Consider the following 22,303-nt stretch of genomic DNA (forward strand, 5'->3'; position numbering starts at 1 on the left):
CTCAGAACGTCTGCCAGGTCGCCTCGGTGACCTGGCAGGGCCCGCCCCGGTGCACCCGGAGCCGCCCGGCCGGCAGGTCGAGGCCGATCGTCGCCACGGTCTCCCAGCGCTGGTTGATCGGCTGGGTGAGGTCGGGGTGGGCGCAGACGGGCGCGCCCTCGGGGGCGTGGCTGAGCATGGTCAGCGCCCGGCCGTTCAGCTCGGCGCCGCTCAGCCCTTCGACGTTGTCCTCCAGGTGCCGCATGCGGTCGTAGGTGCCCGGCCGCTCGGTGGCGTGCCGCTCCCCCGCCGCCAGGCCGGCGTCGAGGAAGTGGTTGCAGTGCAGCAGGACGCCGTCGGGGCCCGGCGGGATGGCGGCCACCCCCGCCGGGGAGATCTCGATCGAGGCGGCTCCGGTCCCGGTCACCACCGTGATGACCGTGGAGGCCGAGACCCGGGCCGAGCGGGCGAGGTCCACCGCCTCCTCCACGGAGGACGCCTCGTCGAGGATGCGGCGGGCGATCAGATGCACCGGCACTCCCGTCTCCGGGGTGTCGGAGTCGTGGCGCAGGATGTTGAAGTGCACGCCGAGGCCCGCCGTGGTGACGCCGATCTTGGCCAGCGTGCCCGCCTCGGTGAACGTGCGCACGACGCGGCCCGAGTCCTGCTCGTACTCCCACAACACCGGCGCGTCGCGCAGGTGGTCGTGCCAGTCCCACGTCTGCACCGTGCGCGGCGGGCCGTCCTGCGGCAGCACCACGGAGGTCGAGCACTCGCCGTGCCCGACCATGTCGATGGCGGCCAGGATCTCGGTGCGGGCGTTGATCACGCCGACCTGCCACGGCTCCAGCCCCGCGCCCGCCGCGATGCCGGCGATCTCCTCTGCCAGGGGCGGCGCCCAGGCGGCGCAGGCGTCCAGCGCCCGCTCGCCCCACGCGCGCACCTGCGCGTCACCCGCCCCGGCGGCCCTGAAGAGGTCGGTGTAGCCGGCGAGGTTGGCGGCGATCCGCTTGCGCAGGTGCGTGCCGAACTCCTTGCCACGGGCGCGGGGGTCGGTCTGGCTGGAGGTGAACGTGGGAAATGTCATGACCTGTCCATCAACTCGGCGAGCCTCGGGTTGTCGGCGCCGGCGGAGGCGCGCACGCGAGCGTACCGGTCGGCGTCAATGTCCTGGCTCAGCTTGAACACGCTCTGCCGCGTACGAACATGCACGCGAAAGGCCACTACCCCGGGCAGCAGCGCGCGGAACCTCTCCCTGGAGGCGGGCGTCGGCTCCCAGGACGGCGAGCGCAGCGACTCCGCCGCCGCCACCGTGCGCTCCACCACCTCCAGCGCGTCGTCGATCAGCTCCACCCTGCCGGTCACGTGCACGGCCGCGTAGTCCCAGGTCGGCACGGCCGGATCGGTGCCGTACACGGTGGGCGAGACGTAACCGTGCGGCCCGGAGAACACCACCAGCACCTCGGGCGCGGACTCGAACGCGCGCCACTGCGGGTTCGCCCTGGCCAGGTGCCCGACCAGCGTGCCCGCCTCGCCCAGCAGGACGGGCGTGTGCGTGGCCACGGGCACCCCGTCCACCGTGCTGACGACCAGGGCGAACGGGTTCCGCCTGATCAGCTCGTCCTCGTGGGCGGGGTCCTTGGCCGCGTAACGCGGGGACGTCCACATGCCGCTACTCCGCCGCGCTCAGGATGGCGTCCCACGCGACCTCGGAGGCCAGCGTGCCCAGGCCCGTGGGCTTGACGCCGGACAGCTCGACCTCGTCGGTCGTCATCGCGAACATCGTGTCACCGTCGGTCAGCGTGTGGAACGGCTGGATGCCGCGGTGCATCGAGCTGTGCACCTGGCGGCCCACCTGCAGCAGCTCGACGTCCGTCAGCTTCACGTTGGTGATCATCACGGTCAGCGTCGTGTTGCCCATGACGGCGGGGGCCCCGGTCAGCTCGGCGTAGTCGGCGCTCGGGTGGCGGCGCTCGCCCAGCTCGGCGTGGTAGTTGCCGCGCACCACCCGGCCCTGCCTGTCGATCACCGCGCCCACCGAGTTGACCACCGTCGCGACCAGCACCTTGATCTCGCCGAACGTGCCGAACGCGGCGCCCTGCCCGGCGAACTCGGCCCGGCCGAAGTCCACCTTGCCCGCGCTGGCCGTACGCCCCGCGCCGCACCGGCCCACCGGGAACTCGCCCTCCCTCGCCCACCGCACCGCGGCCCTGCCCAGCTCGGCGTCCGGGTAGACGGCGGTGTCGCGGCAGGAGAAGTCGTAGATCACCGCCCCGGACACCAGTTGCAGCTCGTCCCACTTGGTGAGGTTGTCCCTGCGGGACAGCAGCTCGTCGCTCACCCCCGCCGCCGCGGCCAGCCCGTACACCGAGCCGCCCGCCAGGCAGATGGCGTGGTTGTAGTCGTAGCCGCCGCTCATGCCGACCGCGCCGCCGCGCGCGTCCACGGCCGTGCGGGCGCCCTGCGGGAGGTGGATCACGGTGCAGCCGGTGGGGCCCTCGCCGTACTCGGCGGTGCCGACGTACACGCCGGGCAGGTCGAACGCGACCGAGCCGCGTCCCGGGCTGGGCTGCGGGGTGAGCGGCAGGTCCGCGTTGCGCGGGACGCCGGGCGCGAACGCAGACGGCGTCGCGAGCCGGTGCTCGGTGGTCATAGGGCCTCCAGCAGTTGCTTCGAGTACTCGTGTGCGGGTGCGGTGTAGAAGGTGCGGGTGTCGGCGGTCTCCACGACCTCGCCCGCGCGCATGACGGCGATCCGGTCGGCGACGTAGCGGACGGCGCCGAGGTCGTGGGAGATGAACAGGGCGCTGAAGCCGTACTCCGCCTGCAGGTCCTTGATCAGGTTGAGGATCTGCACCTGTACGGAGACGTCCAGCGCGCTGACGGCCTCGTCGAAGACGAGGAACCCCGGCCTGGTGACCAGGGCGCGGGCGATGGAGACGCGCTGGCGCTGGCCGCCGGACAGCTCGTGCGGGTACCGGCCGGCGAAGTCCGCGCTCAGGCCGACGTGCTCCAGCATCTCGGTGACGGCGTTCCCGTCCGTACGGCCCAGCACGTCGAGCGGCTCGGCGACGCTCTGGCCGACCCGCATGCGCGGGTTCAGAGACCAGTGCGGGTGCTGGAGCACCGCCTGCATGCGGCCGGCCAGCTCGCGCCTGCGCCTGGGGAACGGCCGGCCGTCGAACCTGACGGTGCCCGCGGTGGGACGTTGCAGGCCGAGCGCCACCCGGCTGGTGGTCGTCTTGCCGGAGCCCGACTCGCCGACCAGCCCGAGCGTCTCGCCCTCGCCGACCGACAGCGAGACGTGCCGCATCGCGTCGAGGCGGATGCGACGGAACGGGGGCCCGGCGGCAAAGGTGACGGTGACGTCGTCGAGTTCGAGCATCAGGCCTTCACCTCCTCCTGCTGGGAGGGCCCGAGCCGCAGGCCCGCGGCGCGGTGGCACAGCACGTCCTGGTCGCGGACGCGCACCGGAGCCGGTCGCTCGTGCTCGCACCGTTCCTCGGCGAACGCGCAGCGCGGCGCGAAGGCGCAGCCGGGGGACGGCCCCGTGAGAACGGGCGGGCGGCCGGGCACCGGCTCCAGGCGCACCCCGTGGGCCGCGGCGGCGGGCGCCGACCCGGCCAGCGCCGCCGTGTAGGGGTGGGCGGGGTTGCCCAGCACCTCGCGGGCCGGCCCCGACTCGACCACGCGGCCCCCGTACATGACGGCCACCCGGTCGCAGCGGCGGGCCACGGCGGGCAGGTCGTGGCTGAGCCACAGGATGCTCGTGCCCGCCTCGGCGGCCAGCGAGAAGATCATGTTCGACACCTCCTCGCGCACCTGGCTGTCCAGCGCGGCGGTCGGCTCGTCGGCGACGAGCAGGTCGGGCGAGGTGGCCATGGCCATCGCGATCGCCACCCGCTGCGCCATGCCGCCGGAGAGCTGGTGCGGGTACGCGCGCAGCACGCGCGGGTCGTCCAGCCTGACCCGCCCCAGGTGGAAGCGCACGTCACCGCCCCGCCCGAGCACCAGGCGGAGCTGGGCGCCGACGCGCATGGTCGGGTCGAGCGAGCCGATCGGGTCCTGGAAGACGAACCCGAGATGCCGCCTGCGCAGGTGCCGCAGCCTGCCGTCCGGCAGGTCGAACACGGGCTCCCCCGCAACCAGCACCTCGCCCTCGGTGCGCCGCGCGGCCCGCGGCAGCAGGCGGCCGGCGGCGGAGCCGAGCGTGGACTTGCCGGACCCGCTCTCGCCGACCAGCCCGACCGTCTCGCCCTGCGCCACCTCCAGGGAGGCGCCGTCGAGCGCGCGGGTGCGGTCGTAGTCGATCACCAGGTTCCGTACGGAGAGCAGGCTCATGTCAGTGACCTCGTCTCTCGGGGTTCGAGCCGGTCGCGCAGCCCGTCGCCGACCACGTTGATGGCCAGGATGGCGGCCACCAGCACCACGCCGGGGCCGAGGATCAGCCAGGGCGCGGCGATCATGTACGTGCCGCCCTGCTGGATGAGCACCCCGAGCGACGCCTGCGGCGGCTGCACCCCGAAGCCGAGGAAGCTCAGCCCGCCCTCGACCGCGATGCCGACCGACAGCGCGTACGTGCCCTGCACGGCGATCGTGCCCGCCACGTTCGGCAGCACGTGGCGCAGCAGCACGCGCGGCAGCCGGGCGCCGCTGATCACGGCGGAGGTGACGTAGTCACGCTGCGAGACGGCCACGGCGGCGGCCCGGACCAGCCGGGTCATCAGCGGGATCGTCACCAGCACGATGCCCGCCAGCGCCGCCGTCTGCCCGGGGCCGAGCACGGCCGCGACCAGGATGGCCAGCACGATGGCCGGGAAGGAGTAGAGCACTTCCACCAGGCGCATCACCAGCTCGTTCAGGTAACCGCCACGGTATCCGGCGAGGATGCCGAACGCGGCGCTCAGCACCGCCGTGACCAGCACGGCGATCGACGAGAGCAGCAGCGTGGTGCCGACGCCCTCCATGACGCGGGGCAGCACCGAGCGCCCCAGGTTGTCGGTGCCCAGCCACCAGCCGGGCCCCGGCGGCTGCAGGCGCGGGCCGACGATGGCGTCCGGGTCTCCCCCGGCGCCGGCGAGCGACCCGAGCGCGAACAGCACCAGGACCGCCAGGCAGGCGAGCCCGCCGATGGACAGCCGGTCCAGCTTCCTCACGAGCGCCTCCCCGCCATGACTCCCAGCCGGGGGTCGATGGCTCCGACGAGCAGGTCGATCAGCACGTTCATGACGATGAACACCCCGGCGGCCAGCAGCACCCCGGCCTGCACGACCGCGTAGTCGCGGCGGCCGACGGCCTGCACGAGGTAGGAGCCGACGCCCGGCAGGTTGAACACGTGCTCCACGATCAGCGCGCCGCCCAGCAGGTACGCGGTGGTCGTGCCGACGAGCGTGACCACGGGGGTGGCGGCGTTGCGCAGCACGTGGTGCCTGACGATGAACCACGGCGACTCGCCGCGCCCGACGGCGGCCGTGACGTACGGCTCGACCAGCACGCCCATGACGGCGTCGCGGGTGGTCCTGGCGGTCACCGAGATGGAGAAGACCGACAGGACGGCGGCGGGCAGGATCATCGTGGCCAGGTTCGCGGCGGGGTCCTGGGTGAGCGGTATCCAGGAGCCGACCTCCAGGCCGAGCGTGTACCGGGAGAAGACGAACACGACCAGGCTGCCCAGCACGAACTCCGGCACGCTGACGCCCAGGCCGCTGACCAGCCGGCCGAGGCCCCCGCCGCCGGTCGGGCGGGCGCGGACGGCGGTCAGCACGCCCAGCGGGACCCCGAGCAGCACGCTCGCGGCCACCGCCAGCACGGTCAGCTCGGCCGTCACCGGCAGGCGGGCCAGCAGCTCCGCGCCGACCGGCTGGCGGCTGATCATCGAGATGCCGAAGTCGCCGCCGGCGACGGCGCCCAGCCAGTGCCCGTACTGCATGAAGACCGGCTGGTCGAGCCCGTAGCGGGCGGCCAGCTCCGCCTTCTGCTCGGCGGTGGCGAACGGCCCGAGCACGGTCTCCGCGAAGCCGCCCGGCATCAGGCGCACGGCGGCGAAGATCAGCACGGAGACGCCCAGGAGCGTGGCGGCCGAGCTGAGCGCCCGGCCTGACCACCACATCAGCAGCCGCATGGTTACTGCGGCTTCTTCACGCGGGCGTCGGCGACCAGGCGCAGCACGTTGCCGTAGCCCTCGGTGGCGTACAGGCTCGGGCTGAGCGCGTCGGCGCGGTAGGCGACGGTGGAAGGGCGGGTGACCAGCGGGATCATCTGCGCGTCCGCGTCGGCCCTGGCGCAGACGTCGGCCAGCGCCTTCGCCCGGTCCTGCGGCTGCTGGTTGGCCGCGTCGATCAGCTTGCTGAGCTCCGGGTCCGGCTTCATGAAGCCGGCGTTGAAGCCGGCCGTCTCCGGGTTCCACCACTTGGTGACCATGCCGGGGTCGGCGTACCCGGCGAACCAGGACATGGCGGCGTCGAACTCGGCGGGCGCCTTGCCGTACACCTTGCCGGACCAGCTCGCCTCGTCCAGCTGCTCGATCTTGACGGTGATGCCGGCCTGCTGGAGGTTCTGCTGGATCACCTGGGCGACGGCGGGGGCGGGCTCGGTGTTGAAGATGGTGAGCGTGAACGACAGGTTCTGCGCGCCCGCCTCGGCCAGCAGCTGCTTGGCCTCGTCCAGGCTCCTGGCGGCCGACGGGAGCGCGGCCGGGTCGCAGGCGCCCGGCAGGCCGGCCGGGGTGATCGCGGTCGGTTTCCCCTTGCCGCCGAGCGCCACGTCGGCGATCTGCTGGGTGTCGAGGGCGATGCCGATCGCCTGGCGCACCTTGGGGTCGGCGAGCTTCGAGCCCGGCTTCAGGCTGTTGAGCATCAGGTAGTAGAAGTCCGTGGTGGCCTGGGTGACGACCTTGACGTCCTTCGCGCCGGCCAGCATGGTCTCGGAGTCCACGTTGCCCAGGGTGGCCAGGGCGGCGCCGCCGTTCTGCAGGGCCGCGATGCGGGCGGCCTCCTCGGGGGCGATCGTGATGTTGAGGGTGTCGGCGGCGGGCTTGCCCTGGTTCCAGTACGCGTCGTTGCGCTTGAACGTCCACGAGACGTCCTGGCGGTGGTTCTCCACCACGTACGGGCCGGTGCCGAGCAGCGTGGTGGCCGGATCGACCGACTTGTCGTCGATCTCCTTCATCGGCAGGATCGCGGCGGGCACGTTGGCCAGGGCGGCCAGGAACGGCGTGTACGGCTCCTTCAGCGTGACCCTGACCTTGCCGTCGCCGTCCTTCGTGATCTCCTCGACCGGGCCGAGCTGCCCCGCCCACACCGACTTGGAGGCCAGCAGCCGCTTGAGGCTGCCCACGACGTCGTCGGCCGTCATCTCCCTGCCGTTGGAGAACGTGACGCCCTTGCGCAGGTGGAAGACGTACGTCTTGTCGTCGGGGGTGTCCCACTTCTCGGCGAGCAGCGGCTGGACACCGAAGTCCGGGCCCACCGTGACCAGCGTCTCGTACGACAGCGAGAGGAGCTGCCAGGTCGTGGCCACGTCGGCGAGCTGCGGGTCGTAGCCGGTGGCGGCGCCGCTGTCGATGTGCACCTGAAGGTTGAGCGTGCCGCCCTTCGCCAGGGCCTGGTCGGCGACGGCGAGAAAGCCGGGGGCGGCGGTCTCCTGGGCGGCGGGGGCCGGGGTGGTGGTCGTTCCGGTGGCGGCGCAGGCCGTTGCCAGCAGGGCTGCCGCGACACCGCAGGCCAGGCGTATGGGACGCATGGGCCTCTTCTCCTCTAGTGGCAGGATGAGCGTTCCGAGGCGCTCGGCGGGACGTCGAGCGTGGGGTTCCGGTCGAAGAAGCCGACCGGCTTGAGTACGAACCCGCAGGTGTCGACCGGCATGATCGGCCAGTCCTCGGTGCGGGGGAAGTGCGTCAGGCCGAACGTGTGCCACAGCACGATGTCCTGCCCGTCGAGGTCGCGGTCGGCCCTGGTGTAGGCGGGCAGGCCCGCGCCGCCGGGATGCTGGTTGACCAGGTCTCCGGCGGGATAGCGCTCCGCGGGGTGGTAGCGGGTGACCCACAGGTGGCTGGTCGCGAACTCGGCCCTGCGGTGGATGCTGGAGCCCTCGGCGGCCATCAGGGTCGGCTTGCCCTCGGCGTGCAGCGCGTAGCCGACGGGGCGGCCCAGGCGGTTGCGCACGCCGGGGTTGACGACGTGCCAGGTGCGCTCCGCCTTCAGGTCGGCGTCGCGCCTGGCCTCCCGTTCGGTACGCAGCCGGGTGACGGTGCGGCCGAACGCGTTGCCGTACCGGCTGTCGAGCGGCGTGGCCTCGACCTCGTCCACGGCGTTGGCCACGCCGTCCACCGTCATGTCCAGCCGGGCGCTGAACAGGTGCTGGTGGTACGGCGCCGCCAGGCCGGGCGCGACCTCGGACGCGTACGGGGCGGCCCGGTCGTCGTAGGCGCCGGTGAAGACGATGCCGGTGGCCTTGACCTCCAGCTCGATGGTGCCGTCGAGGTAGAGGTACCAGTAGAAGCCGTAGTCGTAGTTGCCGACGGTCACGAAGAACGAGATCACCAGGCGCCGCTGCCTGCGCGTCTCCCTGGAGCCGTTGGCCGGGTCGGTGTGCTTCCACAGCACGCCGTAGTCCTCCTCGTGCATGCAGATGGCGTTCCTGATCACCTTGGGCGTGCCGGCGCCGTCGGTGACGACCGCGTCGAAGTAGGTGATCTCGCCGAGGCAGTCGCAGCCGAGTTCGAGGGAGTTGGCGAGCTTGCCGAGCTGGTACTCGCCGGTGTCGAAGTAGTTCTGCCAGAAGCGGATGGGGCTCGGGTCGCCGTACGGGACGACCATCTCGGCCACCGACGCCCGGTAGACGATCGGCCTGGTGCGGCCGCCGTCCTCGAAGCCGATCCGGTGCAGGGTGAGGCCCTCGCGCATGTCGTAGCCGAGCCGCAGGCTCCACTTCTCCCAGGTGACGAGCGGGCCGTCGACGGTGAAGCTCGGGCCGTCCGGCTGGGTGATGTGGATGGGCTTCTGCGTGGTGCGGTGCTCGACGTGGGTGTAGTCGCCGCTCTCCTGGGGGATGGGCTGGGGGCCGGTGTCCACGATCTCCAGCACCTCGCCCTTGACCAGGTCGACGTACGCGACCAGGCCGTCCACGGGGTGGGCCCAGGGGAGGCTCTCGGGGGTGGGCATCCGGTGCGCCAGCACCCTGGCGACCCGCCTGCCCTCCTCCTTCGCCAGCCCGAAGTGGCCGGCGCTGAGCGCGGCCAGGTAGACGCCCGCCGGGTCCTCGATGCCCCTCCTGGCCAGGGCCTGCGCCCAGTCCCCGTCCTCGCGGAGCACCCTGCGGACCAGGGCGTGCTCCTCGTCCAGCATCGGCACCTGGCCGTCGGTCAGGGGGTCGATCGGGGCGGCGGTCTCCACCTTGCCGTCGCCGATGGACACGATCACGTCCTGCGCGGCCTCGGTGGCCAGGTCCAGCAGGAGCGCGCGGGCCCTGCGGGCGGGGCGGGCGGTGCCGGACTCGTACGCCAGCACCTGGTCCTTCGGCGGCTCCTCCAGCCCGAGATAGGCCACCCGGACCGTCTCGGTCAGCAGGCCGTCCGTCATGAGAACCCGTCTGACCTCGTCGATCTCCTGCGCGGCGAGCGGGTCGAGAGGGTGGGGACGCATCCCGGTGGACAGGTGCAACGTTCGGCCCCTTTCTGCTGCCGGAACGTTCCGGCAAGTTTCGCGATAACTTAATTGCGATGGCCGGAGGGCACAAGACCTGGAGCCCAGGCGAAACACATCGTTTACGGGAGACAGGGCTCGAAGAGGGGGGTGAATGGGCCGCTACCATCAGGGCGTGCAAGCAGACGAGCCGGTCACGATCCTCACCGTCGCCCGCGAGGCGGGGGTGTCCAAGACGACGGCCTCCGACGCGTTGCGCGGCTCGGGGCGGGTGTCCGAGCGCACCCGCGAGACCGTGGTCGCGGTGGCCGAACGGCTCGGCTACGTGCCCAACGGCTCCGCCCGCCACCTGCGCAAGGCCAGCACCGGCACGATCGGGCTGCACGTGCCCGAGGTGCTGACCCGGTCCTCGTACTACATGTCGTTCGTGTTCGGCGTGGTGGAGCAGGCGGCGCGGCACGACTACGACGTCACGCTGATCACCTCAGGGCAGCGCCGCGCGCGGCCGCCGCGCGTGGACGGGCTGGTGCTCGGCGACCCCCTCGGCGGGGATCCCGTGGTGGAGAGCCTGATGGCGACCGGGCTGCCGGCCGTCTCGTGCGAGCGGTTCCCCGGGGCGCGGCAGGCGGACGGGGTGGTGTGGTCGGAGCACGCGGTCATGCTCGCGCGGCTGCTCGGCCACCTGCGCTCGGCGGGCGCGGCGCGGCCGGGGCTCATCGTGGCGGGGGACGAGAGCGACTGGGCGGCCAGCGTGCACCGGGGGTACCAGGAGTGGTGCGCCGGGCAGGGGATCGTGCCGCTGGTGCGCAGGGTGTCGTTCGACGCGACGGGCGACGAGGTACGCGCCGCCGCCCGCGCCCTGCTCGGGGCGGACGGCGGCGACGGCGCGCCCGGCACGGCCGGTGACGCGTCCTCGGCGGGTCGCGCGCTCGCCGCGGCCGGTGACGCGTCCGGGACGGCTGGTGGCGGGGGGCCGATGGACGCGCTGGTGTGCGCGCCCGCGGGGGCCGCGACCGAGGTGGCGCCGCTGTTGCGGGAGGCCGGGGCGAGCGTGCTGCTCGCCTCGTGCGTGGACAGCGCCGCCACCCGGATGGCCGACCCGCCCATCACGGCGATCGACCTGCGCCCGCGCGAGGCGGGAGCGAGCTGCGCGGAGTTGCTGTTCGAACTGCTGTCGGGCGCGGCGCAGCCGGGCACGGAACGTGTCCATCCGATCGAACTGGAGATCCGCGCCTCGACCACGCCGCGCCCGGAGGAGGCAGGCGCCCGGCCAGGCCACGCCCGTTAGGAGGCACCGCCCGGCCAGGCCGCGCCCGGAGGAGGCTCAGACGAGGGCCGGTTCCACGGAGCGCGGGGCGCCCTTCACGTAGACGTAGGAGCCCGGCTTGCGGGCCTCGCGGCGGATCCTCCCCATGGCGAGCTTGCAGGTCGCCTCCTTGATCGCCGCCCCCGGCCGGCCCCCGATGAAGAAGTTCACCGGGGTGTCGTCCTTGCGGGCGAACTGCCGGATGCCGGCGTGCCGGCCGATGCTGACGCACGCCCCCGTGAAGCGCACGTTGATCAGCTCCGGCTCGGTGCCCGCGATGCGGCTCAGCACGGTGTCGGCGGCCTGCGCCCCGAGCGGCCCCGCGGCGTAGCAGCTCATCCGCAGCGCCCGGCCCGACGGCGCGGCGGCGTCCCCCGCCGCGACGATGCGGTCGTCGTCGATGCTGGTCAGCGTCTCGTCGGTGAGCAGCCGCCCCAGCTCGTCGGTACGCAGCCCGCTCGCGACCGCGAGCTGCGGCACGCCGAACCCGGTCGCCCAGACGGTCAGCCCGCTCTGACGCACCGCACCATCGGTGAGGACGACCCCGCCCTGCCGGACCTCGCTCACCGCGACCCCTTCGAGCACCTCGACACCGTGCCGGGACAACCAGCCCGCGATGTACCGGCGGCTCGACGCGCTGAAGGTCGGCGCCAGGGCCTGGCCGCACACCAGCGTGACCCTGCGCCCCTGCTCGGCCAGCTCGGCGGCCGTCTCGATGCCGGTCAGCCCGCCGCCGACCACGGTGACGGAGGCGTCGCGGGGCACCTCCGCCAGCCCGGCGCGCAGCCGCTGCGCGGACTCCCATTCGGCGAGGTCGTACGCGAACTCGGCCACGCCGGGCACCGACGGCGGGATCGCCCCGGTGCTGCCGACCGCGTAGATGACGTAGTCGTAGTCCAGCGCGCGCCCCGACTCCAGCCGCACCTCGCGGGCGCCGGTGTCGATGCGCGCGGCGCTGTCCACGACCAGCTCGACGCCCTCACCGAGCAGCGTGCCGTAGTCGGCCGTGGCCTCGCCGGTGCCTGCCACGTACTGGTGCAGCCGGATCCGGTCGACGAACTGCGGGCGGGGATTGACCAGCGTGATGTGCACGTCGGAACGCATCCGCAGGTGGTTGGCCGCGAGGGTGCCCGCGTAACCGCCGCCGACCACTACGATCTTGTGAGGTGTGGACATGATGAGGTTCCCTTCGATATCAGCGATCAGGAGGCCTTGAGCACGCGGCTGAGCTGGAGGAGGCTCAGGCCGAACATCAGCACCCCCAGCGGGATGTGCAGGGTCGTCACGTGCGCGATGCCCAGCGCGACCTGCGCCAGCGTGGCCGCGAGGAACCCGGCCGCGTTCAGGATCGGCCGGGGCGAGCCGCCGCCCGGCCGCCACGCCAGGATCGCGGCGGCCACGTGCACCACGGCGACGCCGAACACGCTGTACGCCGCGGCGCTGTGCAGCACGTGCCCGCCGGGCGTGGTCAGCAGCAGCCCGGCGGTGACCGGGGCGGCGAAGACGGCCAAAGTCTGCAGGGCGATCGCGACCCGCAGGAACGCGAGGTTGCCCCGCTTGATCATCGTGGGTGTGGACATCAGGTCTTCTCTTCTCCGGCTCGTGCCTCGGGCCTTGTTGGCTCCGCTACGTCCGACAGCGCTGCCACCGGAAATGTGAGGTGGCGGCCCCGGCCTCACAGTCCGCCGGGCTGTCTTGTCGAATGGGTGAAGCCGGAGACGACCAAGGGAGTCAGCGACACGATGGCCAGTCAACCCGACCCAGGACTGAGCGTGATCATGAGCGAGCGCCGGCACCTGATCAACCTCTCCTACCGGCTGCTCGGCTCGCTGGCCGACGCCGAGGACGTGGTGCAGGAGACCTACGCCCGCTGGTACGCGATGTCCCGCGAGGAGCAGCAGGCCATCGAGTCGCCCGGCGCCTGGCTGACCAAGGTGGCCGGGCGCCTCTGCCTCAACGTGCTGACCTCGGCCCGGGTCAGGCGGGAGACGTACGTGGGCGAGTGGATCCCGGAGCCGCTGCCCGACCGTACGGAGTGGATGGACGCCAGGCCGGGCGACCCGGCCGACCGGGTGACCCTCGACGAGTCGGTCAACATGGCCTTCCTCGTCGTGCTGGAGTCGATGACCCCGGCGGAACGGGTTGCGTTCATCCTGCACGACGTGTTCCGGTACCCGTTCGCCGAGGTGGCCGAGATCGTCGGCCGCACGCCGGCGGCCTGCCGGCAGCTCGCCACCTCGGCCCGCCGCCGCATCCGCGACGCGCAGGCGCCCACGGCCCGCGTGACCCGGCAGGCCCGGATCGTCAGGGAGTTCAAGCAGGCGTGGGAGGCCAAGGACATCGACGCCCTCATCGCGCTGCTCGACCCCGACGCCACGGCGATCTCCGACGGCGGCGGCGCCGTCAGCACCGTGCTGCACCCGATCGAGGGCGCCGAGCAGATCGTGCGCTCGGTGACCAGGCTCGCCGGCGTGCTGGCCGGCGTGACGATCCTGGAGCGGACGGTCAACGGGTGGCCGGGCCTGGTCGTCCAGCGCGACGGCGTCACCGTGACGGTGTGCGCGTTCGAGGTCGCGGGCGACCGGATCAAGCACATCTGGGCCGTGCGCAACCCCGACAAGCTCCGGCTCTGGACCGCACCTTCCAGTTGAGAGGACGAGCACGATGACACGGACCTTGGAATCGCCGCTGCACATGCGGCGCGACGGCCTCGACCCGGTCGGGGAGCTGGCCCTGGCCCGCGACGGCGAGGGGGTGGTGCGGGTCGAGACGCCGTTCGGCCTGCCCGCCTATCTCGTCCTCCGCCACGAGGACGTGCGCGCGGTGCTGGCGGATCCCGCCCGGTTCAGCAGCGCGCTGACGCCGATGCCGGGAGCCGCCGCGCTGGACGCCGGCGAGCGGGAGAGGCTGCGCGCGGGCCAGCTGATCGGGTTCGATCCGCCGGAGCACACGCGGCTGCGCCGGATGCTCACCGCGGAGTTCACCGTGCGCCGGATGCGGCGGCTGGAGCCGCGGATCGAGGAGATCGTCCGGACGTGCCTGGACGACCTCGAACGGGCCGGCAGGCCCGCCGACCTGGTGGCGCACTTCGCGCTGCCGGTGCCGTCGCTGGTGATCTGCGAGCTGCTGGGGGTGCCGTACGCCGACCGCGCGGGGTTCCAGGAACGTTCGGCCCGCATGGTGGACGCGTCGCTGCCGCCGGAGGAGCAGGCAGCGGCCCGGCGGGAGGACCGCGACTACATGGCCGGCCTGGTCGCCCGCGCGCAGGCCGACCCCGGCGAGGACCTGCTGGGCATGCTGGTGCGCGAGCACGGCGACGACCTCACCACCGACGAGCTGATCGGCATCGCGAGCCTGCTCCTGCTGGCCGGCCACGAGACGACCGCGAACATGCTCGCCCTGGGCACCCTGGCCCTGCTGCGGCACCCCGCCCAGCTCGCGCTGATCCGGGAGGAGCCTGAGCGGATCGAGCCCGCCGTCGAGGAGCTGCTGCGCTGGCTGTCCATCGTGCAGGCGCTGCCGCCGCGCACCACCACGACGGACGTGGAGCTCGCCGGGCACACCATCCCCGCGAACTCCCTGGTGATCTGCTCGACTCCCGCCGCCAACCGCGACCGCGCCTTCATCGACTCCCCCGACACCCTCGACCTCGCCCGGGGAGCCGCCGGCCACGTCGCCTTCGGCCACGGCGTGCACCACTGCCTCGGGGCGCCGCTGGCGCGGATGGAGCTGCGCCTCGCCTTCCCCGCCCTGCTGCGCCGCTTCCCCGGCCTCGCCCTGGCCGACCCGGACGAGCGGCTCGGCTTCCGCGCGTTCAGCATCGTGTACGGCCTCGACGCGCTCCGCGTGACCTGGTGAGCCGGCGCGACCCCGCCGTGGCGCCTCGCCCGGCGGGGTCGGCCGTGAGCGGCGGGACGGCTAGCTGAAGTTGACGTCGCTGCAGAAGTAGTACGTCTGGTCCATGTGCGAGGCCTTCCACACCGTGAAGACCACGTGCCGGCCGGTGCGCGAGCCCTTGTTCAGGCCCGTGATCGGGTACGTGTTGGCGGGCGCGTACCTGGGGGTCGTCCGTACCAGCTCCAGGTGGTTCCAGCCGAGCCGCGTGGTCGTCGCGTCGTAGCCCTGGCGGGTGATGTACACGAGGATGTAGTCGGCCCCGTGGTAGGCCTGGTCGGTGAGGCGGATGTCGAACGTGCTGCCCAGGTTCGTCGTCTTCCAGGCGCCGGGAGTGTCCATGGAGCGGTAGCGGCCGCCGTCCGTCTGGCCGGCGCTGCAGAGCTGGCCGTTGGGGATGACGCCCTGGTGGTTGCCGGCGACGCCGTCACGGTAGAGGCCGTTCCAGTTCCACATGGCGTTGGGGTTGTCCTGCCACGCCTGCCAGCACATCGGGTCCTGCTGCTGCATGGCGGGGTTCTGGAAGTCGCTGCCCCAGCGCAGCCAGCAGCCGTAGTTGCGGGAGGCCGGGTCGACGACCGAGCCGTGCGCCGAGGCGGTGCCGGTCAGCGGGACTGTGAAGATCATCGCCAGGGACATCAGCAGGATCAGGGCGCGTTTCACCCGGCGGGGTGGTGCTACTCGGGGCATGTGCGGTCTCCGTGTTCCGGTCGGGGTTCCGGTGGTGGGGAGCGCTCCCGGTGGGGGACGGTATCTGACCGGCCGGGCGGGGCCAAGTGAGGGTGCTTGTCAGTTCGCGGGTGGACCAGGCCGGGGCCCTGCTGAACAGCGGAAAGGGCTTTCCGTGGATGGGTCACAGAGTTGAAAGTTTCAACCCGCCGAGCATCCCCGATACTGAGCATGTGAGCGCGTACAACTTCGGGCCTACGATTCTTCCTGGGAAGCCACCGTTCACCGTTGACGACCTGTTCGGCTTTCCGGACGACGGAAATCGCTACGAACTCTGCGACGGCAGTCTGCTCGTGAGCCCACCCCACACCGTGCGGCATCAAGTGGCCCTCAAGAATGCCCTCTTCATCCTCGATGATGCGGCGACGCACGACCTGGCAGCCTTGATGCAAGTCAATTTCCGCGCGTCGGACACTGACTGCTACATTCCGGACCTCGTGGTCATGCCGAGGAATGCAGCATTCAGCACGGAGCTTATGATCTCGCCCCACGACATACTGCTCATTGGGGAAATCGTCGGTCATACAACCAGCAAGCAGGACAAGGGACTCAAGCCCGTGGCGCATGCGGAGGCGGGCATCCCCACCTACTGGCGGATCGAACCGGATGAAGGCCCCACTCTCTACGTCTACCAGCTCCATGGCGACGTCTATGGCCCACCGACCGCGTACCAGGCGGGCACCACGGCGAAATTGACCGCGCCGTTCCCCGTGAGCTTCGACCCCGCCCAGTTCCTCGATTAGACCTGGACCCCGGCTCTGCCGGCCCCCTCCTGCCGGGAGCACCGAGGCCCAGGAGCATCATTCCTGCTGGTCAGCAGGCGTCTGAGCGGCCAGCGAAGTGTAGACGGTCACCTCGTCAGGACGGACCAGGCCGTCCTGGATGGCGCAGATGAGCAGTTTCTCCTTGGTGGGCGCGGGCCTTCCGGCCGCCGCGTATTTGACCCGCGCCCGGTCTATGTACTGCCGCACCGTCCGTTCCTTGATCCCCATGCGCGCCGCCACCGACGCCTTGGACATGGACTGGAACCAGTACAGCAGCGCCGCCCGCTCCTTGTCGGACAGCTGCGGCCGGTGCGGGCCCTCGTCCGTCGCGATGGCCTGGGCCATCGGCGGCGTGACGGTGGGCCGGTCGGCCGCCACCTCCAGGATCGTCTCCAGGCAGGACTCCCGGGTCGCGCGGCCCTTGCCGATGAAGGCGGAGGCCCCGGCGTCCAGCACCTTCCGTACGATCTCGGGCTCCTCGTGCTCCGAGAAGACGATCACCCGCTGGCCGCCGGCGCACAGGTCGGCGACCCGGTCCACGACCATGGTGCCGTTGAGGTTGAGGTCGAGCAGCAGCACGTCGGCCGTCGTGCCGCGGACGGACTCGATGGTCGGGCCCTGCGCGACGAGCTCGACGGGGCTGGGCGGCCCGAACCACGACCGTACGCCGTCCACCACGACCTGGTGGTCCTCCACCAGGGCCACCGTCACCGGCCCTGCCAGATGCTGTTGACCCATACCTCACCTCCCAGCCTCTGGTAGCTGACGACGACCCCGCTGGCCTCCTGCACGGGGGTCGGGCTGATGGGCAGGTCGTCGTTGTCGGCCACGACCGCCACGCTCACCATGGTCGACATGGCGGACACGGTGACCCTGGCGCGGCTCCTGGCGCCGTCCAGTGCCCTGACGGGCGCTCTGAGCAGGTCCTCGCGCACGCCGTCCGGCAGGGTGGGCAGCCGCTCGCCGAACGGCGGGGCCGTCACGAGGACCTGGCGCCGCTCGGCCGCGTCGATGCGCTCGCGCAGCACGGACACCAGCTCGTCCGGCACGTCCTCGCGCTCGGTGATGAGCCGCCGCAGGCGCATGGCGCCGGCCGTGCAGTCCTCGCGTACGCGCGGGTCGCCGGGATCGGCGCCGTTGGCGAGCTGGGTGAGCAGCGAGTCGGCGACGTCGCGGATGGCCTCGTAGCGGCGCAGCCGGTCGGCGTGGATGCGCTGGGCGGACTCGCGCCAGGCGTCGTCGGCGGCGAGCCTGCGGGCCAGCAGCACGGTCTCCTCCGCGCGGGTGCGCAGCAGGTGGCAGCCCGCCATGTAGCCGAGCTGCATGGTGACGCCGCCGGCGATGACGACCAGGTACTTGGCGATGGAGACGCGGTCGAACGAGCCGAGCAGCGCCATGGCGGCCAGCATGATGCCGGCGTTCGCGGCCAGGAAGGCGACGATCTCGGCACGCCAGCGCGGCCGCCCCCACGTCAGCATGACGCCGATCCAGCCGATGGAGCCCCAGCCCCAGTCGCTGATGCCGAGCAGCTCCTCGGGGCGGGAGGCGACGATCACCGCGACGTCCACGGCGAGGGCGGCGAGGGCGAGCCCCAGGATGCGGTCCGGGCCGCGCGAGGTGTTCGACAGCGCGAGCGTGCCGGCCACGAAGATCGCAGAGTAGAGCACCCAGGCGGCGAGGGCGACCCACGGCCAGCGGAAGGAGCTCCAGCCGGTGAGGGTGACGGTGAGGTCGTAGCCGAGGTGCCAGACGGCGGCGATGACGACCGCGCCGAGCGCGGTGTAGCGGGCGTAGCGGCGGGCTATCTGCTCGATCTCCTCGGTCATGGCCGCCACCACAGGCTCACCCGGGTGCCCCGGTCGCCGGAGAAGATCTCGGCGCCGCCGTTCGGCAGGGAGCGCATCGTGTCGAGGATCGAGCCGCGCACGCCGAACCGGTCGGGGGGTAAGCGGTGCTGGTCGAAGCCGCGGCCGGCGTCGGCGACCTCGACCACGATCTCGCCGTCGCGCCTGCCGGAGACGAGCTCGGCCTCGCGGACGCCGGCGTGCAGGGCGACGTTCGCCAGGGCCTCGGTGACGGCGCGGGCGAAGCGCTCGGCGACGTCCCCCGGGACGGTCTCCGGGGTCAGGCGGCGCCGTACGTCGAGGCCGGCGGCCCGCTCCGCGACCTCGTCGAGCAGCGTGTCCAGGGCGATGGGGACGGAGCCGGCGTGCGGCTGGTCGCGCAGCTTCTCCAGCGCCGCCCGGTCGGTGGCGACCTGGTCGCGCAGGGTGGGCGACGGCTCGTCGTAGGTGCCGAGGCCGACCATGGTGAGCGTGTGCAGCGAGGTCTCGTGGATGCTGGCGACCTGGCGCAGCTCGTCCTCGCGGCGCAGCCGTTCCACCATGAGGGAGATGCCGGCGCGCACGCTCTCCCGCAGGAAGGCGTCGGCCGAGGCGGCCGAGCGGCGCAGCAGCGTCATGAGCAGCACGATCGCGAGCAGCTGGACGAGGTGGATCCCGAGGGACCCGAAGATGTCGTGGGTGGGCGAGGCCAGCCGGATGCCGGCCGCGAACGCCGCGGCGACGGCGAGCCCGACGGGGACCGCCACCTTGGGACGCCAGGTCACCCCGGCCATGACGACGGTCATCGTGACCAGCCCGTGGACCCAGCTCGACCCCGTGACGAGCGCCTCCATCGGCACGAGGTGGACCTGTGCCAGGCAGAGCGCGACAGTGATGGCCACATCACCGGCCACCAGCCAGTGGGGCAGCAGCTCCTTGCGCCAGAACACGCGCACGTGCAGCAGCGTCCACACGAGGTGGATCAGCAGCATGGGCGCCAGCCACGAGGCCGAGACCGGTGGCACCGCCCCGAACAGGGCCGCCACGACCGCCACCGAGCCCACCGCGCTGCGCGCGCCGGCCCCCGTCCGCGCGACGGCCTTGGTCAGCTGCCTGGTGGCCGAGTCGTACCTGGTGTCGTGCGCGCTGTCGGATGTCGTGTCGTATCTCGTGGAGCCGGTGAGAGCCATGAGCCGTCCGCACGCGATATGGGCACAGAATGGATCTCACGATAATGGTTGAAAGAGCACGCGAAAGGGTTTCCTCCGCGCATGTCGCGGTTTTTGCGATGACGCGTGGCGTCGTGGGCCTCATGTGTCGTCTACCTCGGCTCTGCTGCGGTGGTCCCGCCCCACCCGAACCCTGTCCCGCGCCCCGCCCCGCGGCATGACGGCTGATCGGCCGTCAGGGTGCTACGACGGCCGAACGGCCGTCAGCCGCGTCCTGTTCCGAGAGCGTGTACTAGGACGCGATGTGCCGCGGGGATCGCGGTGGGAGGGGACCTCATGACGGTGTTCGTGATCACGTTCCTGCTGGGCTGCCTGTCCGTCATGACGGTCAGGGGCAGGCGGGGGAACTGGCCGGCCGGGATGCCGGTGGCACGGCCGCGGCTGGTGGCGGTGGGGGGCACGTACGAGGGCGGGCAGGGGCGGCCGTCCGACGCGTACGTCGTCCAGGAGCGGCTGATCGCGGCGGCCCGGGGCGTGGGCGGCGGGGAGTCCGCCCACGCGGCCGCCGCTCTGGCACTCGGCGCGGTCGTCGCGGCACGCCCGCAGCACGGCGAGGAGGGGCTGGACGAGTGCGCGCGGGCGGCGCGCCGCGCCGTCGAGGCCGCGGCCCCGCGCGACCCGGCCGTCCCCGCGCCGGCCAGCACCCTGGACCTGGTCGTGCTGGAGCGGGCGGAGAACCCGCGGCTGCGCTTCGCGCACGTGGGCGACGGCGAGATCTGGCTCTGCCCGAGGGGCGGGGAGCCGCACCGGCTGACGACGCCGCACGTGCCCGGCGACGGCCCGCCCCCGAGCGGGTCCGGCCTGGCGTCGGCGCCGGAGATCGGCATCGTGGCGCTGCGCCCCGGCGACCGGGTGGCGATCGTCACCGGCGGGGCGATCAAGGCGCTGGGCACGGCTCGGATGAGCGAGCTGTTCACCGGAGGCGCGTCGCCGGCGGCCTGCCTGGACCGGATGTACGACGAGATGGCCGCCGTGGAGCCGAAGGATGACGCGACAGTGATCATCGCCGAATTCGTGACAGCGTGACAGTCGCCTGACTTAAGATCGCCATGTGAGCGCACCACACGGCATCAACCCGAACATTCCGCACTCCGCCCGGGTCTACGACTACTGGCTCGGCGGAAAGGACAACTTCGAGGCCGATCGCCGGGTGGCCGAGCAGACCATGGCCGCGGTGCCGGGCATCCGCGAGAGCGCCAGGAACAACCGCGCCTTCCTCGGCCGGGCGGTGCGCCACCTGGCCGGCCTCGGCGTGCGGCAGTTCCTCGACCTGGGCACCGGCATCCCCAGCCAGGGCAACACCCACGAGGTCGCGCAGGAGCAGGCGCCGGAGTCGCGGGTCGTCTACGTCGACAACGACCCGATCGTCATGGCGCACGCCAGAGCCCTCCTGACCAGCACGCCCGAGGGCAGGACCGCCTACATCGAGGCCGACGTCCGCGAGCCGCGCTCGATCCTGGAGCACCCCGACGTGCTGGCCACCCTCGACTTCACCCAGCCGATCGCGCTGGTCATGGTCGCGATCCTGATGCACATCCCCGACGCCGACGACCCCGAGCGGCTGGTCAAGGCGTACGCGCAGGCCTTGCCGCCGGGCAGCTACCTGGTGCTCAGCCACCTGACGCTCGACCTCCTGCCGCGGCAGGTGGCCGACGACTACCTGGAGGCCACCCGGTCGCAGGCGATGCACCGCACGCCGCGGACCGGAGAGCAGATCGCCCGCTACTTCGAGGGCTTCGACCTGGTGGAGCCCGGCCTGGTGGCGGTCTCCAAGTGGCACGACGAGCCGCTCTTCCCCGACGAGACGGCCTGGATGTACGCCGGGGTGGGGCGCAAGCGCTAGCCGCGAACCTGAGCGCGTTCACAGGTAGCGCCGCGCCCTCTTCGCGCGGGCCGTTTAAGGTGCAAGCTGTGTATCGGATCGGGGACGACAGGACCGCGGCGTGAGCACCGCGGTCGGCATCGAGCAGGCCGAGTCCGGCGACCGGCCGAGGCCGAAGAGGCGGCGCAGGCGATGGTTCTCCTGGACGGTCGCCGTGCTGCTGGCCGTGTGGGCCGTCATCAGGGCCGGCGGCTGGGAACAGGGCACGCTCCTCGTCCAGCTCGTGACCGTGACGCCGTACGGCGCGGCGCTGGCGGCGCTGACCGCGCTGGTGGCGCTGCTGCGGCGCAACCGCTGGGCGGCGCTGATCGCCGCGCTCGCGTGCGCGGCGATGGTCGCGGCGCTGGTGCCGCGGACGTTCGCCGCCGAGCAGCCCGCGGCCGGGGGCCCGGTGCTGCGGGTGCTGACGATCAACCTGTTCACCAAGGGTGACGCGCAGGCCGTGGTGGACCTCGTGCGCCGCCACGACGTCGATGTGCTCAGCGCCCTGGAGCTGACCCACGCCGGGGCCGAGGTGCTGGACGCGGCCGGGTTGAAGCAGCTCATGCCCCACCGGGTGCTGCAGCCGGAGTCCGACGCGCTCGGCAGCGGCATCTACTCCAGGCATCCGGTGACGGAGCTGCCGGGCCTGTTCCAGGTGATCGGGCACAACATGCCGGCGGCCGCCGTGACGCTGCCCGGGGGCGGCAAGGTGGAGTTCGTCGCCGTGCACCCGAGGCCCCCGCTGGGGCCCAAGGAGGCGGAGTGGAACGCCTCGCTGCGGGCCCTTCCCCCCGCCTCGCCGTCGGTGGTGCGGGTGCTGGCCGGCGACTTCAACGCCACCCTCGATCACCGGGCCTTCCGCGACCTGCTGGGCCGAGGGTACGTGGACGCGGCCGAGCAGGTGGGCAAGGGGCTGACGCCGACGTGGCCGAGCTCCCGGGCGATCCCGCCGATCATCGCCATCGACCACGTGGTGGCGGACCGGCGGGTGGCGGTGAACCGGGTGGACATCCTGAACGTGCCCAGCACCGACCACCGCGCCGTCTTCGCCGAGCTGCGCCTGCCCTGACCCCCG

At 72.4% G+C, this 22,303-nt stretch carries 22 protein-coding genes; 7 read left to right on the top strand and 15 right to left on the bottom strand.

Annotated elements, in window-relative coordinates:
- Nucleotide 1 precedes the first annotated feature (1 nt).
- Genes HD593_RS43445 through HD593_RS43485 form a run of 9 tightly spaced genes read right to left on the bottom strand, consistent with a single transcriptional unit; the run spans nucleotide 2 to nucleotide 9,637 of the window.
- Nucleotides 2-1,066, bottom strand: a complete 1,065-nt coding sequence (locus HD593_RS43445) for a C45 family autoproteolytic acyltransferase/hydrolase (RefSeq protein WP_185108493.1) — start codon at nucleotides 1,064-1,066, stop codon at nucleotides 2-4.
- Nucleotides 1,063-1,647 carry an FMN-binding negative transcriptional regulator gene (locus HD593_RS43450; protein WP_185108495.1) on the bottom strand — a complete coding sequence of 195 codons (585 nt, stop codon included), beginning with the start codon at nucleotides 1,645-1,647 and terminating at the stop codon, nucleotides 1,063-1,065. The genes HD593_RS43445 and HD593_RS43450 overlap by 4 nt, the downstream gene beginning before the upstream one ends.
- 4 nt (nucleotides 1,648-1,651) lie before the next feature.
- A complete protein-coding gene (locus HD593_RS43455) occupies nucleotides 1,652-2,632 on the bottom strand; it encodes a P1 family peptidase (RefSeq protein ID WP_185108497.1) in 981 nt (326 codons plus the stop codon).
- Nucleotides 2,629-3,363 carry an ABC transporter ATP-binding protein gene (locus HD593_RS43460; protein WP_185108499.1) on the bottom strand — a complete coding sequence of 245 codons (735 nt, stop codon included), beginning with the start codon at nucleotides 3,361-3,363 and terminating at the stop codon, nucleotides 2,629-2,631. The genes HD593_RS43455 and HD593_RS43460 overlap by 4 nt, the downstream gene beginning before the upstream one ends.
- Complete coding sequence (locus HD593_RS43465; RefSeq protein WP_185108501.1) at nucleotides 3,363-4,319, bottom strand: ABC transporter ATP-binding protein; 957 nt, start codon at nucleotides 4,317-4,319, stop codon at nucleotides 3,363-3,365. The genes HD593_RS43460 and HD593_RS43465 overlap by 1 nt, the downstream gene beginning before the upstream one ends.
- Complete coding sequence (locus HD593_RS43470) at nucleotides 4,316-5,134, bottom strand: ABC transporter permease (RefSeq protein WP_185108503.1); 819 nt, start codon at nucleotides 5,132-5,134, stop codon at nucleotides 4,316-4,318. The genes HD593_RS43465 and HD593_RS43470 overlap by 4 nt, the downstream gene beginning before the upstream one ends.
- Nucleotides 5,131-6,099, bottom strand: a complete 969-nt coding sequence (locus tag HD593_RS43475; protein ID WP_185108505.1) for an ABC transporter permease — start codon at nucleotides 6,097-6,099, stop codon at nucleotides 5,131-5,133. Before HD593_RS43475 ends, HD593_RS43470 begins: the two co-directional genes overlap by 4 nt.
- A 2-nt stretch (nucleotides 6,100-6,101) precedes the next feature.
- On the bottom strand, nucleotides 6,102-7,718 hold the full coding sequence (locus tag HD593_RS43480; protein WP_185108507.1) for an ABC transporter substrate-binding protein: 1,617 nt from the start codon (nucleotides 7,716-7,718) through the stop codon (nucleotides 6,102-6,104).
- A 14-nt stretch (nucleotides 7,719-7,732) separates the two neighbouring features.
- Nucleotides 7,733-9,637: a primary-amine oxidase gene (locus tag HD593_RS43485; RefSeq protein ID WP_246547029.1), complete on the bottom strand. Its 1,905-nt coding sequence runs from the start codon at nucleotides 9,635-9,637 to the stop codon at nucleotides 7,733-7,735.
- Nucleotides 9,638-9,794: 157 nt separating this feature from the next.
- Here HD593_RS43485 and HD593_RS43490 point away from each other — a divergent pair, with 157 nt between their 5' ends.
- Nucleotides 9,795-10,907: a LacI family DNA-binding transcriptional regulator gene (locus HD593_RS43490; RefSeq protein WP_221525288.1), complete on the top strand. Its 1,113-nt coding sequence runs from the start codon at nucleotides 9,795-9,797 to the stop codon at nucleotides 10,905-10,907.
- 36 nt (nucleotides 10,908-10,943) lie between these two features.
- On the opposite strand, the gene HD593_RS43495 is transcribed toward HD593_RS43490, so the two are convergent.
- Together HD593_RS43495 and HD593_RS43500 are read right to left on the bottom strand one after the other, a co-directional pair.
- The gene (locus tag HD593_RS43495) at nucleotides 10,944-12,101 is read right to left on the bottom strand and encodes an NAD(P)/FAD-dependent oxidoreductase (RefSeq protein ID WP_185108511.1); all 1,158 of its coding nucleotides are present in this window, start codon (nucleotides 12,099-12,101) and stop codon (nucleotides 10,944-10,946) included.
- 26 nt (nucleotides 12,102-12,127) lie between these two features.
- Nucleotides 12,128-12,505 carry a hypothetical protein gene (locus tag HD593_RS43500; protein ID WP_185108513.1) on the bottom strand — a complete coding sequence of 126 codons (378 nt, stop codon included), beginning with the start codon at nucleotides 12,503-12,505 and terminating at the stop codon, nucleotides 12,128-12,130.
- Between the two features lie 126 nt (nucleotides 12,506-12,631).
- Here HD593_RS43500 and sigJ point away from each other — a divergent pair, with 126 nt between their 5' ends.
- Together sigJ and HD593_RS43510 are read left to right on the top strand one after the other, a co-directional pair.
- A complete protein-coding gene (gene sigJ / locus HD593_RS43505) occupies nucleotides 12,632-13,576 on the top strand; it encodes an RNA polymerase sigma factor SigJ (RefSeq protein ID WP_312904139.1) in 945 nt (314 codons plus the stop codon).
- Between the two features lie 13 nt (nucleotides 13,577-13,589).
- Nucleotides 13,590-14,783 carry a cytochrome P450 gene (locus HD593_RS43510; RefSeq protein ID WP_185108515.1) on the top strand — a complete coding sequence of 398 codons (1,194 nt, stop codon included), beginning with the start codon at nucleotides 13,590-13,592 and terminating at the stop codon, nucleotides 14,781-14,783.
- Nucleotides 14,784-14,843: 60 nt separating this feature from the next.
- On the opposite strand, the gene HD593_RS43515 is transcribed toward HD593_RS43510, so the two are convergent.
- Nucleotides 14,844-15,509 carry a lytic polysaccharide monooxygenase auxiliary activity family 9 protein gene (locus HD593_RS43515; protein WP_185108517.1) on the bottom strand — a complete coding sequence of 222 codons (666 nt, stop codon included), beginning with the start codon at nucleotides 15,507-15,509 and terminating at the stop codon, nucleotides 14,844-14,846.
- A 212-nt stretch (nucleotides 15,510-15,721) separates the two neighbouring features.
- Here HD593_RS43515 and HD593_RS43520 point away from each other — a divergent pair, with 212 nt between their 5' ends.
- A complete protein-coding gene (locus HD593_RS43520; RefSeq protein ID WP_185108519.1) occupies nucleotides 15,722-16,291 on the top strand; it encodes a Uma2 family endonuclease in 570 nt (189 codons plus the stop codon).
- A gap of 57 nt (nucleotides 16,292-16,348) precedes the next feature.
- On the opposite strand, the gene HD593_RS43525 is transcribed toward HD593_RS43520, so the two are convergent.
- From HD593_RS43525 to HD593_RS43535, 3 genes are read right to left on the bottom strand one after another with little or no spacing between them, the layout of a single operon-like run.
- Nucleotides 16,349-17,050, bottom strand: coding sequence for a response regulator (locus HD593_RS43525; RefSeq protein ID WP_185108522.1), 702 nt, complete (start codon nucleotides 17,048-17,050; stop codon nucleotides 16,349-16,351).
- Nucleotides 17,020-18,138 (bottom strand): hypothetical protein, encoded by a 1,119-nt coding sequence (locus HD593_RS43530; RefSeq protein ID WP_185108524.1) that lies wholly within the window; start codon nucleotides 18,136-18,138, stop codon nucleotides 17,020-17,022. Before HD593_RS43530 ends, HD593_RS43525 begins: the two co-directional genes overlap by 31 nt.
- A complete protein-coding gene (locus HD593_RS43535; protein WP_185108526.1) occupies nucleotides 18,135-19,325 on the bottom strand; it encodes a sensor histidine kinase in 1,191 nt (396 codons plus the stop codon). The genes HD593_RS43530 and HD593_RS43535 overlap by 4 nt, the downstream gene beginning before the upstream one ends.
- 315 nt (nucleotides 19,326-19,640) lie before the next feature.
- Here HD593_RS43535 and HD593_RS43540 point away from each other — a divergent pair, with 315 nt between their 5' ends.
- From HD593_RS43540 to HD593_RS43550, 3 genes are all read left to right on the top strand, one after another.
- A complete protein-coding gene (locus tag HD593_RS43540) occupies nucleotides 19,641-20,390 on the top strand; it encodes a protein phosphatase 2C domain-containing protein (protein ID WP_185108528.1) in 750 nt (249 codons plus the stop codon).
- A gap of 25 nt (nucleotides 20,391-20,415) precedes the next feature.
- Nucleotides 20,416-21,207, top strand: coding sequence for an SAM-dependent methyltransferase (locus HD593_RS43545; protein WP_185108530.1), 792 nt, complete (start codon nucleotides 20,416-20,418; stop codon nucleotides 21,205-21,207).
- Between the two features lie 100 nt (nucleotides 21,208-21,307).
- Nucleotides 21,308-22,297 (top strand): endonuclease/exonuclease/phosphatase family protein, encoded by a 990-nt coding sequence (locus HD593_RS43550; protein WP_185108532.1) that lies wholly within the window; start codon nucleotides 21,308-21,310, stop codon nucleotides 22,295-22,297.
- Nucleotides 22,298-22,303 lie beyond the last annotated feature (6 nt).

The organism is Nonomuraea rubra, from assembly GCF_014207985.1.
GTDB lineage: Bacteria > Actinomycetota > Actinomycetes > Streptosporangiales > Streptosporangiaceae > Nonomuraea > Nonomuraea rubra.